General features: G+C 69.8%; 14 protein-coding genes. 6 read left to right on the plus strand and 8 right to left on the minus strand.

What is annotated here, in order from left to right:
• The first annotated feature begins 161 nt into the window (after positions 1-161).
• Together AB0B61_RS52780 and AB0B61_RS52785 are read left to right on the plus strand one after the other, a co-directional pair.
• Complete coding sequence (locus AB0B61_RS52780; protein ID WP_358449071.1) at positions 162-2,075, plus strand: TOMM precursor leader peptide-binding protein; 1,914 nt, start codon at positions 162-164, stop codon at positions 2,073-2,075.
• A gap of 62 nt (positions 2,076-2,137) precedes the next feature.
• Positions 2,138-5,383, plus strand: coding sequence for a BREX system ATP-binding domain-containing protein (locus tag AB0B61_RS52785; RefSeq protein WP_358449073.1), 3,246 nt, complete (start codon positions 2,138-2,140; stop codon positions 5,381-5,383).
• Here AB0B61_RS52785 and AB0B61_RS52790 read toward each other — a convergent pair.
• Positions 5,368-6,069, minus strand: a complete 702-nt coding sequence (locus AB0B61_RS52790) for a hemerythrin domain-containing protein (RefSeq protein WP_358449075.1) — start codon at positions 6,067-6,069, stop codon at positions 5,368-5,370. The two genes, AB0B61_RS52785 and AB0B61_RS52790, sit on opposite strands and share 16 nt — an antisense overlap.
• A gap of 116 nt (positions 6,070-6,185) precedes the next feature.
• Between AB0B61_RS52790 and AB0B61_RS52795 the strand changes: the two genes are divergently transcribed.
• Positions 6,186-7,121: a hypothetical protein gene (locus AB0B61_RS52795; RefSeq protein ID WP_358449077.1), complete on the plus strand. Its 936-nt coding sequence runs from the start codon at positions 6,186-6,188 to the stop codon at positions 7,119-7,121.
• 9 nt (positions 7,122-7,130) lie between these two features.
• Here the strand turns inward: AB0B61_RS52795 and AB0B61_RS52800 are convergent, their stop codons facing one another.
• On the minus strand, positions 7,131-8,054 hold the full coding sequence (locus tag AB0B61_RS52800) for a GNAT family N-acetyltransferase (RefSeq protein ID WP_358449079.1): 924 nt from the start codon (positions 8,052-8,054) through the stop codon (positions 7,131-7,133).
• 65 nt (positions 8,055-8,119) lie between these two features.
• Positions 8,120-8,263 carry a hypothetical protein gene (locus AB0B61_RS52805; RefSeq protein ID WP_358449081.1) on the minus strand — a complete coding sequence of 48 codons (144 nt, stop codon included), beginning with the start codon at positions 8,261-8,263 and terminating at the stop codon, positions 8,120-8,122.
• Positions 8,264-8,294: 31 nt separating this feature from the next.
• Here AB0B61_RS52805 and AB0B61_RS52810 point away from each other — a divergent pair, with 31 nt between their 5' ends.
• Together AB0B61_RS52810 and AB0B61_RS52815 are read left to right on the plus strand one after the other, a co-directional pair.
• Positions 8,295-8,792, plus strand: coding sequence for a SigE family RNA polymerase sigma factor (locus tag AB0B61_RS52810; protein WP_358449083.1), 498 nt, complete (start codon positions 8,295-8,297; stop codon positions 8,790-8,792).
• Positions 8,789-9,886 carry a CU044_5270 family protein gene (locus AB0B61_RS52815; protein ID WP_358449085.1) on the plus strand — a complete coding sequence of 366 codons (1,098 nt, stop codon included), beginning with the start codon at positions 8,789-8,791 and terminating at the stop codon, positions 9,884-9,886. The genes AB0B61_RS52810 and AB0B61_RS52815 overlap by 4 nt, the downstream gene beginning before the upstream one ends.
• 107 nt (positions 9,887-9,993) lie before the next feature.
• Here AB0B61_RS52815 and AB0B61_RS52820 read toward each other — a convergent pair whose 3' ends face one another.
• The 5 genes from AB0B61_RS52820 to AB0B61_RS52840 all read right to left on the minus strand — a co-directional run bounded on the left by AB0B61_RS52820 (position 9,994) and on the right by AB0B61_RS52840 (position 13,237).
• A complete protein-coding gene (locus AB0B61_RS52820; RefSeq protein ID WP_358449087.1) occupies positions 9,994-11,070 on the minus strand; it encodes an ABC transporter substrate-binding protein in 1,077 nt (358 codons plus the stop codon).
• Between the two features lie 8 nt (positions 11,071-11,078).
• On the minus strand, positions 11,079-11,492 hold the full coding sequence (locus AB0B61_RS52825; RefSeq protein WP_358449089.1) for a TIGR03668 family PPOX class F420-dependent oxidoreductase: 414 nt from the start codon (positions 11,490-11,492) through the stop codon (positions 11,079-11,081).
• Between the two features lie 65 nt (positions 11,493-11,557).
• Entirely contained in the window at positions 11,558-12,007 is a 450-nt protein-coding gene (locus tag AB0B61_RS52830; RefSeq protein ID WP_358449091.1) for a VOC family protein, read from the minus strand.
• Positions 12,008-12,043: 36 nt separating this feature from the next.
• Complete coding sequence (locus AB0B61_RS52835) at positions 12,044-12,343, minus strand: type II toxin-antitoxin system VapB family antitoxin (RefSeq protein WP_358449093.1); 300 nt, start codon at positions 12,341-12,343, stop codon at positions 12,044-12,046.
• A 48-nt stretch (positions 12,344-12,391) separates the two neighbouring features.
• A complete protein-coding gene (locus AB0B61_RS52840; RefSeq protein ID WP_358449095.1) occupies positions 12,392-13,237 on the minus strand; it encodes a neutral zinc metallopeptidase in 846 nt (281 codons plus the stop codon).
• A 142-nt stretch (positions 13,238-13,379) separates the two neighbouring features.
• Here AB0B61_RS52840 and AB0B61_RS52845 point away from each other — a divergent pair, with 142 nt between their 5' ends.
• A complete protein-coding gene (locus AB0B61_RS52845) occupies positions 13,380-14,021 on the plus strand; it encodes a LysE family translocator (protein WP_358449097.1) in 642 nt (213 codons plus the stop codon).
• Positions 14,022-14,023 lie beyond the last annotated feature (2 nt).

Consider the following 14,023-nt stretch of genomic DNA (forward strand, 5'->3'; position numbering starts at 1 on the left):
TCCCCTCCACCCACCCTCCCCCCGCCGCGCCGCGGGTTTTTCCCCCCGGGTCCGGCGTGCGCCCCCCGGCGCAACCCCAGGCCCCCCGACTCCCCTCGAACATGGCGCCGTAAGTCAGAAGAGCTCGTTCTATCTCGCGCGAAAGGCGGAGGGTTTCATCAGTGGCGGAGCATGACAATGAGACCTGCGAATCGGCGCCGAACAAGCTCCTTCGCTACCTGGATTCGCGGCTGGACAAGGGAGACCTGCCCGACGTGGCGGTGCTCGGTCTACGCGACGCGACTCACCCGCGCCTACCGGAAGCGGAAAAAAGTCGAGGCCTCGTTCCGATCTCTTTCACCGCGGGGTCGGCCATCCTCGGACCGGTGGTCGCCGAACAGAGCCGCTCGGCCCCGTGCGTGCGATGTCTGTCCCTGCGGTGGCAACGCCTGCGCGCCGCACCGGAACGTGATGCGATCGAACGTGGACGGCAGCTACGGTCGACGGCTTCCTCGCCGTACTTGACGCCATTCGCACTTGACGCGATCTGGCGATTGTGGAACCTGCTGCGGACCCACGCCATGGAAGGCCGAAGTCATCGCCCGGGGATCGCCCCTGTTTACGAACTGAATCTGCGGACCCTGCGGGTGTCCCGGTTCGACTTGCTGATGGACGCCGCATGTCCGTTATGTATGCCGCGTGAACCGGATACCGCGGCCGGCGCCGTACTCAACCTGCGTTCGATATCGAAACCGGCTCCGAACCGCTACCGGCAGTTTCACCTGGGTGACTACGACCTGCCGGTCTCGGCACTGACAAATCCGATCTGCGGCGTGGTCGGCCGCTACGCGCACCGCGACGACCTATCTCCTACCACGTCGCCGAGTTACGGCATGTTTCAATTTCACGACGGTATCCGTCTGCAGGAGATCCAATGGAGCGGCCAGACCAATTCATTCGAAACCAGCGAGATCAGCGGGCTGTTCGAAGCGCTTGAACGTTATGCCGGACTTGAGCAACGGCGGTGGACCACAGTCACGGTGGACAGCTTTCACGAATTGTCCGCGGCGGCGCTCGACCCCCGAGAATGCGGGGTCTACGCGGACAAGGTTTACGAATCGGGTGCGTACTCGAGATTCGACCCTGATCAGCCGATTCCCTGGGTCTGGGGTTACTCACTACGTGACCGGCGCGCAGTTCTGGTGCCGCAGCGCACCGTCTACTACGGCGGGGCGGAGCGCGACCACAACTTCGTCATGGAGTGCTCCAGCGGCTGTGCGAGCGGTGCAAGCCTCGAAGAGGCGACTCTGCATGGAATGCTCGAACTGATCGAGCGTGATTCTTTCATGCTCGCGTGGTACGGCAAAGTATCGCTGCCCGAGATCGATCCGGCCACGTGTCGCGACGAGTCCCTCTTCATGATCGACCGGCTGCGGCTCTGCGGCTACGACGTGCGCCTGTTCGACATGAGAATCGACCTGTCGGTGCCCGCTGTGCTCGCGGTGGCGGTCCGCCGAGATGGCGGTCCCGGTACGCTGACCTTCGCGTCCGGCGCGTCTCTGGACCCGGAGGAGGCTGTCGCATCCGCGCTGTCAGAGGTCGCCTCCTTCGCACCGACCATGCCCGATCAGTTCACCAGACGTGCTGATGAGGTCCAGGCGATGACCGAGGACTTCGGCAAGGTCCGCACGCTGATCGACCATCCGGCACTGTTCGCGTCGCCGAGAATGAAGCACCATGCCGACTTCCTTTTGTCGAACAGACATCTGACCCCCATGGCCGAGCTGTACAAGGAGTGGCAACAGACTCGGCCCAGGAGCACAGACCTGCTGACGGACTTGTCGTACTGCCGCGATCTGTTGACCGATGCCGGTCTGGACGTACTTGTCGTCGACCAGACGGCTCCGGAACAGGAGCTGTTGGGCTTGCGCACAGTGCGCGTGATCGCACCGGGACTACTTCCCATGGATTTCGGCTGGTCGCGGCAGCGCGCCCTGCACATGCCCCGAACCCGTAACGCGTTCCGGCGCGCCGGATGGCGAACCACCGACCTGGATGATTCAGAACTGCATCAGGTGCCGCACCCATTCGCCTAGTAGTCGGCCGCCCGCCTTCCTCTTGTCGTAAGATCAGGCGATTTCATGAGGGTGGTAGCGCTGTGGACATCCGTGTGCTGGGCTCGCTGGAGGTCGTCGGTGACGACGGGCGGTCGTGTCAGATCACCTCGCTGAAATTGCGGGCGCTGGTGAGCGTGCTGGTGCTGGCGGAGGGCCGGCCGGTGGCCCCGGCCGCGCTGATCGACCGGTTGTGGGGCGAGGAGGCGCCGGCCGAGGCGATGGCGTCGCTGCACTCGTACGTGTCCAATCTGCGCCGCTTACTGGAGCCCGGACGCCGGGCCAGGGCGCAGAGCCGGTTGCTGATGTTCGGGCCGGTGGGCTACACGCTGGCGATCGAGCCGGAGCAGGTGGATTCGACGCGGTTCCTGCGTCTGGTCGGGCAGGCCGAGCAGGCGGCCGAGCCGGCCGAGGCGGAGCGGTTGGCGGACGAGGCGCTGGCGCTGTGGCGCGGTGAGCCGTACCAGGACCTGGACGGTCAGGCGTATGTGACCGCGGTCAGAGCGCGGCTCACCGAGGCCCGGGAGCGGGCCCGCGAGCTGCGGGTGAGCGCGGCCATCCAGCAGGACCGCCACGGCGAGTTGCTGGGTGAGCTGGAGGCCCTGACCTGCGAGCACCCCCTGCGCGAACGGCTGTGGGCGTTGCGCGCGCTGGCGCTCTACCGGAGCGGCCGCCAGGGCGAGGCTCTGGAGACGCTGCGCACGGCCCGCCGGATCCTGGCCGAGGAACTCGGCATCGACCCGGGCGAGGAGTTGCGCGCGTTGGAACGCGACATCCTCGACCAATCCCCCGCGCTGTTCCCCCATCGGCCGTCGCGGCCGCCCGAGCCGCGGGTGGCCGAGCGGGGGATCACGGGCCGGGAGGAGGAGCTGGCCGCGCTGGACGGGCTGCTGGAAGCGGTGGCGGCGGGCCGCACCGCGTTCTCGCTGATCACCGGGGAGCCGGGGGTCGGCAAGACGCGGCTGGCCGAGGCGTTGGTGAGCCGGGCCCGGGCCCGGGGTTTCACGGTCGCGGTGGGGCGGTGCGCGGCGACGGAGGGCGCGCCGGCGTTCTGGCCGTGGGTGACGGTGCTGGAGCGGTTGGCCGACACGCTGCCGCCGCTGCCCGCCGACGTGCGCGCGAACCTGCCCGGAGTCGGCTCCGCGACCGGGACCGACCCCGAGGGCGCGAGGTTTCGCACCTATGAGGCGGCGGCACGGGCGCTGACCGCGGGCCCGCGGCCGGTGCTGGTGGTGCTGGACGACCTGCACTGGGCGGACCGGTCCTCGCTGCGGCTGCTGAGCTACCTGGCCGGGTATGTGCTGGACGGCAGGCTGGCCGTGGTCGGCACGGCACGCGACTGGCCGCCGCCGGAGGGCGCGCTGGCCGAGGCGTTCGAGGCGCTTTCGCGCCGCCAGGCGGTGCGGCTGCCGCTGTCCGGCCTTTCGGCCTCCGAACTGGCCGAACTGACCCCGGCGGGCACGGACGTCCGGGCGCTCAGGGACCGCACGAACGGCAATCCCTTCTTCGTCACGGAGCTGCTGCGTTACCTGGAAGCCGGCTCGCCGGGCCGCGGCACGCTGCCGTTGGGCGTGCGGGACGTCGTGCTCGGCCGGGTGAACCGGCTGCCCGAGTCGTCCGCCGAGTTGTTGCGGGTGGCGGCGGTGGCCGGGCGGGAGTTCGACGTGACGATCGTGGCCGAGGCCGCCGGGCTCGACCTGGACAGCGCGCTGGACCGGCTGGAGCCGGCCATGGCCGCCGCCCTGGTCGCGGAGGGGCGGCCCGGCCGGTTCCGGTTCGTGCACGCGCTGGTGCAGGAGGCGCTCACCGAGGTGGTGCCGGTGCTGCGACGGGCCCGGCTGCACGCCGCCGTGGCCGCCGCGATCGAGTCACGTACCGGCGGCTCGGCCTCCGACCGGTTGGCTGCCGCCGCGCACCACTGGTTCCAGGCGATTCCGGCCGGCCACACCGCGCGGGCCTGGCGGGCGGCGTGGCGGGCGGCCGAGGAGGCCAAACGGCTGCGCGCGTACGACGTGGCCGTCGAGCTGCTGGAGCGGGCCGACCGCGTGGCCGAGGACGACCCCGAGCTGGGCCCGGCCGAGCGGATGGACCTGCTGTTCGCGCTGGCCGAGGCGAGGTTCGGGGCGGGCGACTCGGCGGGGCAGGAGGCCGAGCTGACGCGGCTGCGCCGCCTGGCCAAGCAGGCGGGCGATCGGCGCCGCTGGATCGAGGCCGCGACCGGGTACGGCGGCCGCATCCTGCAGCCCTGGAAGGTCTACGGCGATTACGACGCCGATCTGCTGGCGGATCTGACGGAGCTGGCCGCCGACGAAGGGCTGGAGCCGCCGGCCCGGGCCCGGGTGCTGGCCTGCCTGGCGCTCCAGGCGTACTACCAGCCGGGGCGGGACCCCGCGGAGCGGGACCAGTGGAGCGCGGAGGCGGTGCGGCTGGCCCGCCAGGAGAACGACGCGACGCTGCTCGGCCGGGTGCTGTTCGCCCGCTACTACGCGCTGCTCGACCCGGACTCGGTGCGCCAGCGGCTGGCGGCGGGCGAGGAGATGGCCCGCGCCGGGCTGGAGGCGGGCGACGACGAGCTGCGCACGATCGGGCTCACCTGCCAGGGCGGCACGCTGCTGGAGCTGTGTCGGGTGCGGGCGGCTCTGGACGTGCTGGCCGAGGCGGAGCGGCTGATCGGCCGTACGCACATGCCGTACCTGCGCATCATCCTGGACTGGCTGCGGCTCGGCGTCATCATCCAACGCGGCGACCTGGAGGCGGCCGAGTCGCTGCTCGCGGCCACCGACGCCGAGCAGCGAGCGACCTCGATGTGGGGTGCGGAGTCGACCACGGCCGGCGCCACGTACCAGATCGCGCTCATGCGCCTGCGCCGTGGGACAGCGGATACTCCGCAGCCGCCGCTGGAGATCTCGCACGAGCAGCTCGACCAGTTCAACCTGGACGGGTACGCCCACTACCTGGTGGTCAGCGGCCGGTTGGAGGAGGCGCGCAAGGCGCTTGGGCCGTGGGAGCGGCAATCGCCGATCCCACGCACCTTCGTCTACCTGTTCTGGCTGGTCGTCCGCTGCGAGATCTGGGCGGCGCTGGGCGACCGGCAGGCCTGCGCCGATCTGTACGAGGAGGCGTCCCCGTACGCCGACCGCATGGGGATCTCCGGGCTGAGCATGCTGATGTGGCCGGTCAGCCGGTCGCTGGCGCAGCTGGCCGAGGCCCTGGGTGACGCCGAGGCGGCGCGGCGGCATGCCGAGCACGCCGAAAGCGTGGAGCGGGAGCTGGCTCACCCCCACAGGTAGGACATGCGCCGCCGGTATCGGCCTCCGGCAAGGGTGCTGAGCAGCAGTAACGGCCTGGGCGAGGTCTTGCGCAGGTGGGCCTCGACGTCGGCCGGCAGCTCGGAGGTGATCCAGCCGAGCAGCATGATCAGTTTGTGGAGCCCGTACTGCTTCGTGAGCGTCTTGTGCATTTCCGCGTCCTCCTCCGGCGTGATGTGGGCCATCATCAGCGGGATCCCATCGGTCTCCTCGTGCGCCAAGTGCGCGCCGAGGGTTTCGCCCAGCGCGCGCAGGGCGACCATGAGCCGTTCGCGCCCCTGCTCCGACGGGCCGGCGTCGAACGCCTGGAAGGCCTCCGTGCTCTCGCGGAGCCAGTGGTCGCAGGCCTCGTGCTCGGCCTCCAGCGCGTCGATCGTGCCGATCGCCTCCGGCGCCCGCTCCCGCAGCCGCGGCCAGACCGTCTCGTCCTCGGCGGTGTGATGGTGGTGCAGCACGAACAGCACCCACGCGTGGTGCTCGCGCAGGGCGGTGACGCGCGGGCGGTCGCCGAGGCGGACCCGGCCGATCGCGGTGATCAGGTGGCCGAGGTCGCGGCGGAAGCCGTAGTGCGCCAGGTACATGTTGCTCATGTCGAGCGGCCCCGGCGCGGCGGCGGCCTGGCCGGGCAGGGTGATCTGCGGCAGGTTCGGGTGTGCGGCGGTGCGCATGGTCGTACTCCTTCGCATTCTGGAGGGATGCCGACATCGTGGCTTTTCGCTCTTGAGGGAGCCTGGAAGATCGGCTTCAAGTGGGGCCCAAGACCTCCTCATTAGCGTGTGCGGCCATGACCATCACGCTTCCCGCCACGACGTTCCGGAGTTCTGTGGTGTGCGCCTACACCTCGCTCACCCGCGACGAACGGCCCATCACCTGGCCCGTCACTCCGTACACCGGGCCCGGCGGCACGATCGACGTCAGCACCGGCCTGACCTATCCCGACAAAGCCGAGCGGGCGCGCCGCGATCCGCGCGTCGCCCTGCTGTTCGAGGGCGATCCGGTGGTGCTGGTGCAGGGCCGCGCCACGGTCCGCGACGCTGACCTGCAGGCCAACACCGACCGGTACCTCCGCGACTCCCAGGTCAAGATCCCGGACGCCTTCGCGGGGCTGCCGCGGTTCCTCCTCAAGCGCTTGACCTGGTATTTCGCGCGGATCTACATCGAGGTGACCCCCGAGCGGATCACCTGGTGGCCCGGCGGCGACCTGACCCACGACCCGCTGACCTGGACCTGCCCGCCCGGCACCACGGCCCCCGCCTCTGATCCGGCCCCCTCGGGTCCCCGCCTGCCCGGCCGCTCCGCGCCGCCCGCCGACTGGCGCCCGTACGCCCGCCGGGCCCGCGACCTGGGCCGGCCGATCGTGTCGGCGGTGGCGGACGGCCGGCCCGTGTCCGTGCCCGCGCGTGCCTTCTCGCCCACCTCGATCGGGTACGAGCTGGACCTGCCGGCTGGTGTGGCCGCCGTACCGGGGCCGGTCTGCCTGACCTTCCACCGGCACGATCCCGGCATGCGGTGGCAGGAGAACGTCGTACTGCTCGGCACCGCCACCGCCCAAGGCGACGATCGGCTCAGCGTCGCGATCGAGCGCGCGCTGCCCGACTGGAGCCTGCCCGAGGACCGCCGCCTGCGGACCCGTTCCTTTCTCCGCCACGGCAAACAGCTGAGGCGCCGGCTCCGGGCCGAGGCCGCCCGCCGCGCCCAGCCGGTGCCGAAGGTCCGCTGACGCGCGGGGTCAGTCCACCGGTTCGTAGCGGGCCCGGCGGGCGATCACCTCGAATCCGAGGCCGCGGAAGAGAGCGGCCGAGGCCGGGTTGTTGACGTTGACGTCCAGGAAGACCTCCGTCGCGCCGCGTGTACGCATGCGGCCGAGCGCGGCGACCGCCAGTGCCCGCGCGAGCCCGCGCCGCCGCCACCCGGGCACGGCGCCGATCTGGATCAAGAACCCTTCCGCGCACGCCACGAAGCCGGCGGTCCCGCCCGCTCCGCGTGCCACCAGCGAGCACTCGGGCAGGAACTCGTCGTCGACCAGCCAGTCCACCCACTCCTCCCGCGACCAGCCGGGGAAACCGGGACGGTCGGCGAAGGACGCGGAGTAGGCCTCGTAGAAGACCCCTTCGGTGTCCCGCGACCATTCCAGGACCTCCAGCTCCAGCTCCAGCTCCAGTTCCGGCTCTGGCTCTGGCTCTGGCGGCAGCGGTCGGCTCAGGTCACGCCGGTAGATGTCCTCGGCGAACGTCTGCCGGAGCCCGCGCGAGAGAAACAGCGCGTGGGCCTCCGGGGTCACCGACTCCGTCTCCAGCCGGACCGGCCGCGCCTCCCCGATCAGCCGGACCGGCCGCGCCTCCCCGATCAGCCGGACCGGCCGCGCCTCCCCGATCAGCCGGTCCAGCAGGCCCGACCCCAGCCCTTTTCCCCGATGCCCCGGGTCGACCAGACCGGTCGCCGTCGACGCGTCGCCCACGGGGCGCACGGCCCCGCAGGCCACCAGGCGGCCGTCGGCGAACGCGCCCACGGCCATCCCCGCTGCATACCTGCGTTCCAGGAAGGACGGGGACGCGGTCGCCTGGAGCCCGCCGTCGTGCGCCACGCACCGCCGTGCGAGATCGGCGATCGCCGGCATGTCAGCGGGGGACAGCGCGGTCCACTCAAGGGCCACCGTCGGCTCCTCTCAGGTGCAGGTGACGGAGTATGTCATCTTGTCGGAGGACATGACGTGGGGCACTAGCTGACTCTGGCGAGCGGCATCAGGTGCCAGCGGCGCTCGATGATCGCGGGTACGGCCATCGTGGCGACGCACTCCCACCGCAGGCGCATCGGCGGCCCCGGCCGGTACGAGGCGCGGAAACAATCCTGGCTTTCTGCCAACCTTTTTCCGGCACCTCCGCGTTGAGGCCATGTGAGTGATCCAACGGAAGACGCCGCGTACGCCGCCTTCGCCGAGGCGGCCTGGAACAGGCACATGGCCGTCGCCATCCTGCTCACCGGCGACCGCCACCGGGCCGAGGAGTTGCTCCAGGACTGCCTGGTGCGGCTGTACGTGCGGTGGCGACGCGTAGGTCCCACCGACCCGCATGCCTATCTGCGCCGCATGTTGGTCAATGGGAACGTCAGCTGGTGGCGGCGAGGTCAACGGGAACTGCCCACTGCCGACCCGCCTGATCACGCCGATCCTCGGTCCGGGCCGTACGAGCCGCACGAGGATTTACGCCGCGCGCTGCTCTCCCTGCCGCGCAGGCAGCGCGCCATCGTCGTGCTCCGGCACTACGAGGACTTGACGGAGAAAGCGGTCGCGGCGGCCCTGGGCTGCACGGTCGGCACAGTCAAGAGTCAGCACTCCAGAGCGATGGCGCGGCTGCGCACGGCTCTGCGGGACAACCAGGAGGCGACGCGATGAACGACGATCATGAAGAGTTCGCACAGGCCTTGCGGACTCTCGCTCAGCGTGAACCGGTCACGCCCGCGCCGGTGTCGGCTCTGGTACGCCGGGGACGCCGGGCCAGGCGGACCCGTGCCGTGGTGGGGGCCATCGCCGGAACGGCCCTTGCCTCGGCGGCCGTCGTCGTGGTTCTGGGCAGCGGCGGAGTCGTCCCGGCCGGCCCGCCATCGATTGCCAGTGCGCCGCCCTCCAGGGACGGTTCACGGTCCTCGCATTCCCCCCGTACACAATCCCTGGACGCCCGGTCCGTCCTGCTGGCCGCAGCCGAGACCGCCGCCCGCGAGCCGGCCACGTCAGGCCCCTACTGGTACACGCGTCAACGCACCTCCCAGCCGGCGCATTACTTCGGGAAGAAACGCAAAAAGCCGCAACGGCAGAAGATCCCCTTCTCGGCGACCGTGGCGAGTACCCAGGACAGCTGGTACGCGAGCGAAAAGGGCGCGCCCAGCCGAACCGTGACGGGTCAGGACCCGAAGATCGCCTTCGCTTCCTCGGCGGACGAGGCGAAGTGGAAGCAACTGGGCTCGCCCGCCCTGGCCGAGGAGAAGCCGTCGACCAACGACTACGACATGGAACTCCACTTTCAGATCGGCAACCACAACTTCACAGTCCGGCACCTGCTCAAGCTGCCGACCAGCAAGGACAGGCTGGAGAGCCAGTTGCGGCGGCTGTTCGACGAGGAGTCCGCAAGCGACTGGTGGCCCGCCAAGCCGGAGTTCACCGAATACGTGTGGTCGGCGGCGCAGGACTTGCTGGCTGGTCCGATCAGCCCTGGGACTCGCTCCGCCCTCTACCGGCTGCTTGCCGAACAGCCCGCGATCAAGTCGCTGGGCGAGGTCACCGATTCGCTGGGGCGCACCGGGGTCGCCCTGGCGCGGCCCACGGCAGGGAATGGGGACGCTGCGGGCGAGGCTCGACTGATCGTGGACGACGAGACGGCGGAGTTGCTCTCCTACGAGTTCCGCGAACAAGGGCAATCGACGCCGACGCTGCAGGTCACCTATGAGGACATGGGCTGGGCCGAGGCCTTGGGCGCGCGCCCGCAAGGCTGACTTCCGGCTGAGGCCAGGCCGAGCGAGGACTTTGCCACGGCGGGACCTTGGGGCGGCGGGAGCTTGCCGTCACGACGGCGGGGCCTTGGGGCGGCGGGGCCTTGTCGTCACGACGGCGGGGCCTTGGGGCTTGTTGTCACGATGGTGGGGCCTTCGGCGCCCCATCTGGTGAGTGCCGGCTGGTGCCCGATCTGGGCACCCGTGCGGGGATCCACCTTGAAGGCGCCGAACATGGTGGTTGTCTCCAGTGCCACGGCGGTATCCCACAGCGCCTCACGTGTGGTGCCGGCCGCCTGCCGGGCGCAGTGTGTCGCGATCGCGGCAGCGGCCGCGGCCTGGGCTGCTGGATAGTCGGGGAGTGACCCGGAGCGTTTCCGGTAGGCGCTCAGGAAGTCGTCCTCGCTCATGGACAACTCGACATGACCGCCGCTCCCTGGGAACCACTGCCCGACACCGTAGATGCCCAGGGGTTCCTCGACGGCCTGGCCGAACTCGCGAACGCCCGCGGCCACGGCGCAGACGTTCTGTGGAGGCGTCGGCAGTGATCTGGCCGACGTGACCGTTTCCACGTCTTCCTCGAACGAGCCGGCGCAGAAGAGATCCCAGCCCTCCTCGCAGGAGTCGGCGCGGAAGAGGTCCCAGTCCTCTTCGAGTGAGCCGGTGTAGCCCTCCGGTGTGCTCGGGCGGCGGCGGATGGTGTGTATCCCGAGGGCGCGCGCCAGGCGCTCGGCGCCGTCGGCGACCTGACGGCCGAAACGGCCCTTGCCGGCGACGATCAGGAGCGGGTGGGGATCTTCGCGGGCGGCGAGGTGCCGGACGAAGGGCTCCGCGTAGCGGCTCGCCGGTGTCAGCACGGACACGACATGGCCGGGGTGGGCGGTCTCCACGTCGTCGCCTGATCCGCCGTGGTTCCAGATCAGGCGATCCAGGGCCGCGGCGATGGCTCCCGCTCTTCGCATGAGGAGGGTGGAGTAGGGGCCCAGCAGGAGGTCGCACTCCGCCGACAACCTGGGGAGGAGGGCGGCCAGCCGTTCGGGATCGCTGCCGTCGTCCTCGATGAGGAGGTCTGCCGCGCCGGTCGTGGACCGCCAGATGTCCAGGGCGAGTCCGGCCTGCCTGCCGAATCTGGCGTACTCGCCCGACAGGGACAGGCAGGCGCCGAGCCGAAGGCGGCTGCCGGACATCGTCCCTCCTACTCGTCGTAGGCCCAGCCGCTCCACCGCGCGACGGTGATCGCGACCACCGGGCCGGCGGGGCGTCGCTCCACGTATTGGTCGTAGCGTGCGGCCAGCCGGTCGAGCCACTGGCCGCGTGTGGTGTCGTCGTCGACGAGCGCGGCCGTGCCGTCGGCTCGTGCCCACCACAGTTGCCGCCAGTCGTCGGCGTAGTGGTCGACCAGGACACACACCTGGTTGTTGCTCGCGATGTTCCGAAGCCTGCGGAGGTCTGTCGTCCGCTTCGGTTTGTCGTCCACGGCGAAGGCGATCATGTCGTCCACCACGGCGAAGACGATGGGCACCAGGTGCGGCGCCCCTTGCTCGTCCACGGTGGCCAGCCTGGCGCTGCGTGCTGCCAGGAACTTCGCTCGCGCCACGGCCTCGTCCATCGCACCAACTCTCCGCCGACCTCTGAGCCGGACGGCCCCTCAGATGACCCTCTGAGACGACCCCCTCAGACGACGTCGAACTCGTTGCCCTCCGGGTCCGCCATCGCCACCGCGTAGTGGTCCACCCCGGGCTCGGCGAGCACGCGTACGACGGAGGCGCCCGCGCGGACCAGCCGCGTCACCTCGGCGTCCACGCGCTCTCTGCGGATCGCCAGCGGGACCTCCTCCCGCTTGCCGCCCACCTTGATGTCGAGGTGGAAGCGGTTTTTCACCACCTTGCCCTCAGGCACCTGCTGGAACCAGATCCGCGGGCCCCCACCCTCCGGATCGACGATGCTGTCGGAGCAGTCTCCGTCGTCGAGCTCCTCTTCCGGCACGCCGATGCTCTGCCAGTAGGCTCGCCAGGTGTCGAAGTGGCCTGGCGGCTCCTCCAGCTCATAACGCAAGCCGTCAGCCCAGAAGCGCGCCATCCGTCCGGGGGCGGCGCAGTCGATCACCAGTTGAAAAGAGACCATGGAGGCATCCTGCCGGAGGGGTCCGACAATTCTTTTTCAGCGGGGCACCATCTCCAGGACCCGGGCGTGCAGGATCGAGCGCTGGTGCAGGGCCGCCCGGAGCGCCCGGTGCAACCCGTCCTCCAGGTAGAGCTCGCCCTCCCACTGCACCACATGCGGGAAGAGGTCGCCGTAGAACGTGGAGTCGGCGGCGAGCAGGGAATGCAGGTCCAGCATGGCCTTCGTGGTGATCAACGAGTCGAGCCGGACCTGCCGTGGGGGGATCTGCGCCCACTCTCTGGGCGTCAGACCATGGTCGGGATAAGGACGTCCGTCACCGACAAGCTTAAAGATCACCCCAACGATTTTAGGAGAGAATCCGATTACTCGTGTTCTACGCCGCCCTTATACAAGATCGGCCTGCGCGCATTTGGCCGGGTCGCCGATCTTGTAACCGCGATTCAGGGCGTTGACGCGTTGCTCGGAGCTGCCGTGCGTGAACGACTCCGGGTCGATCCTGCCCTGCGTACGCTGCTGGATCCGGTCGTCGCCGACGGCCGCCGCCGCGTCGAGCGCCTCGGCCATCTCCGCGGTGGTGAACGGCTTTTCGTAGAAGCCGGTCTCGACGGCGTGCTTGGCCCACACACCCGCGTAGCAGTCGGCCTGCAACTCCGTGGCCACCGAGTTGCCCTGGGAGAGCTCGCCTAGGAGGTCCTGGGCGTGATGGCCGTACTCGTGGGCGATTACATAGGCCTGTGCGAATGGGCCGCCTTTTGCGCCAAATTGGCTTTGCAACTGGTCGAAGAAGCTCAGGTCCAGGTACACGCGCTGGTCGCCGGGGCAGTAGAAGGGGCCGACCGCCGAACTGGCCGCGCCGCAGGCGGTGCGCAGGCTGCCGGAGTACAGGACGGTCTTCGCCGGGCGATAGTCGGAAATCTGGGTCTTCCAGTAGTTCTGGATGCTGTTGACCACGCCGACAACCCGGCATTTCTCCGACTGGTCGGCGTCCTTGCCGGTCCGGCACTGCTGCGACAGGTTCGAGGAGGGCTGCCGCTGCTGTGCCGGCTGTTCGGTTCCACCGCCCAGGTTGTTCAGGACGAAGACTATGACGAGCACGATCAGGCTGACGATGCCGCCGCCGCCGATGACCATGCCGCCCGGGAACCCACCGCCGCCGCCCCCACCCCCTCCACTACCGCCAACGTCCTCCACCTGTGAGGAATCGAGGTTGGCATCGTCCCTGAAATCCATCGCTGAGGTCCCTTCTCGGGTGCTGCTCGGATGACAGCTTCCCGAAAGGGGCGTATAGATGCCACCGGTGAACCTCTCATACCCGTGCGCTTACGCAGAGTATTCACAGGTGGCCGGGCGCAATGTCCGCTAATCTGCCCATATGACGGGTGGGCTGCTGGGAATCGCGTTGGTGTCGCTGGGCATGGTGCTCACCCCCGGGCCGAACATGATCTATCTGGTGTCGCGCTCCATCACCCAGGGCCGCCGGGCCGGCCTGATCTCCCTCATCGGGGTGGCGCTCGGGTTCACCGTCTATCTGACGGCCACCTGCCTGGGCCTGACGGCGATCTTCGCGTACGTACCCGCCGCATACACCGTGCTCAAGCTGGCCGGCGCCGCCTACCTGCTCTGGCTGGCCTGGAACGCCGTCAAGCCCGGCGGCACCTCCGCCTTCGAGCCGCGCGAGCTGGCGATCGAGCCGCCGCGCAAGCTGTTCGCCATGGGCCTGCTCACCTGCCTGCTGAACCCGAAGATCGCGATCCTGTACCTCTCGCTGCTGCCGCAGTTCATCGACCCGGCCATGGGGCACGTGCTGCTGCAGAGCCTCGCGCTCGGCTCGGTCCAGATCCTCATCGGCACCCTGGTCAACGCCCTGATCGCGGTGTCGGCAGGCACGCTGGCCGCCTTCCTGGCCGGCCGCCCGCTCTGGCTGCGGATCCAGCGGTACCTCATGGGCACCGTGCTCGCCGGCATCGCCGTCCACCTCATCGCCGACCGCTCCAAGGCCCTGGCACCGGCATAGGC

Origin of the sequence: Nonomuraea sp. NPDC049158, assembly GCF_040648335.1 — a bacterium.
Taxonomy (GTDB): domain Bacteria; phylum Actinomycetota; class Actinomycetes; order Streptosporangiales; family Streptosporangiaceae; genus Nonomuraea.

Bases quoted from the DNA above. Each gene is read 5' to 3' on its own strand.
- AB0B61_RS52790 (WP_358449075.1), bottom strand. From the start codon at position 6,069: ATGCGCACCGCCGCACACCCGAACCTGCCGCAGATCACCCTGCCCGGC.
- AB0B61_RS52795 (WP_358449077.1), top strand. From the start codon at position 6,186: ATGACCATCACGCTTCCCGCCACGACGTTCCGGAGTTCTGTGGTGTGC.
- AB0B61_RS52815 (WP_358449085.1), top strand. From the start codon at position 8,789: ATGAACGACGATCATGAAGAGTTCGCACAGGCCTTGCGGACTCTCGCT.
- AB0B61_RS52820 (WP_358449087.1), bottom strand. From the start codon at position 11,070: ATGTCCGGCAGCCGCCTTCGGCTCGGCGCCTGCCTGTCCCTGTCGGGC.
- AB0B61_RS52825 (WP_358449089.1), bottom strand. From the start codon at position 11,492: ATGGACGAGGCCGTGGCGCGAGCGAAGTTCCTGGCAGCACGCAGCGCC.
- AB0B61_RS52830 (WP_358449091.1), bottom strand. From the start codon at position 12,007: ATGGTCTCTTTTCAACTGGTGATCGACTGCGCCGCCCCCGGACGGATG.
- AB0B61_RS52840 (WP_358449095.1), bottom strand. From the start codon at position 13,237: ATGGATTTCAGGGACGATGCCAACCTCGATTCCTCACAGGTGGAGGAC.
- AB0B61_RS52845 (WP_358449097.1), top strand. From the start codon at position 13,380: ATGACGGGTGGGCTGCTGGGAATCGCGTTGGTGTCGCTGGGCATGGTG.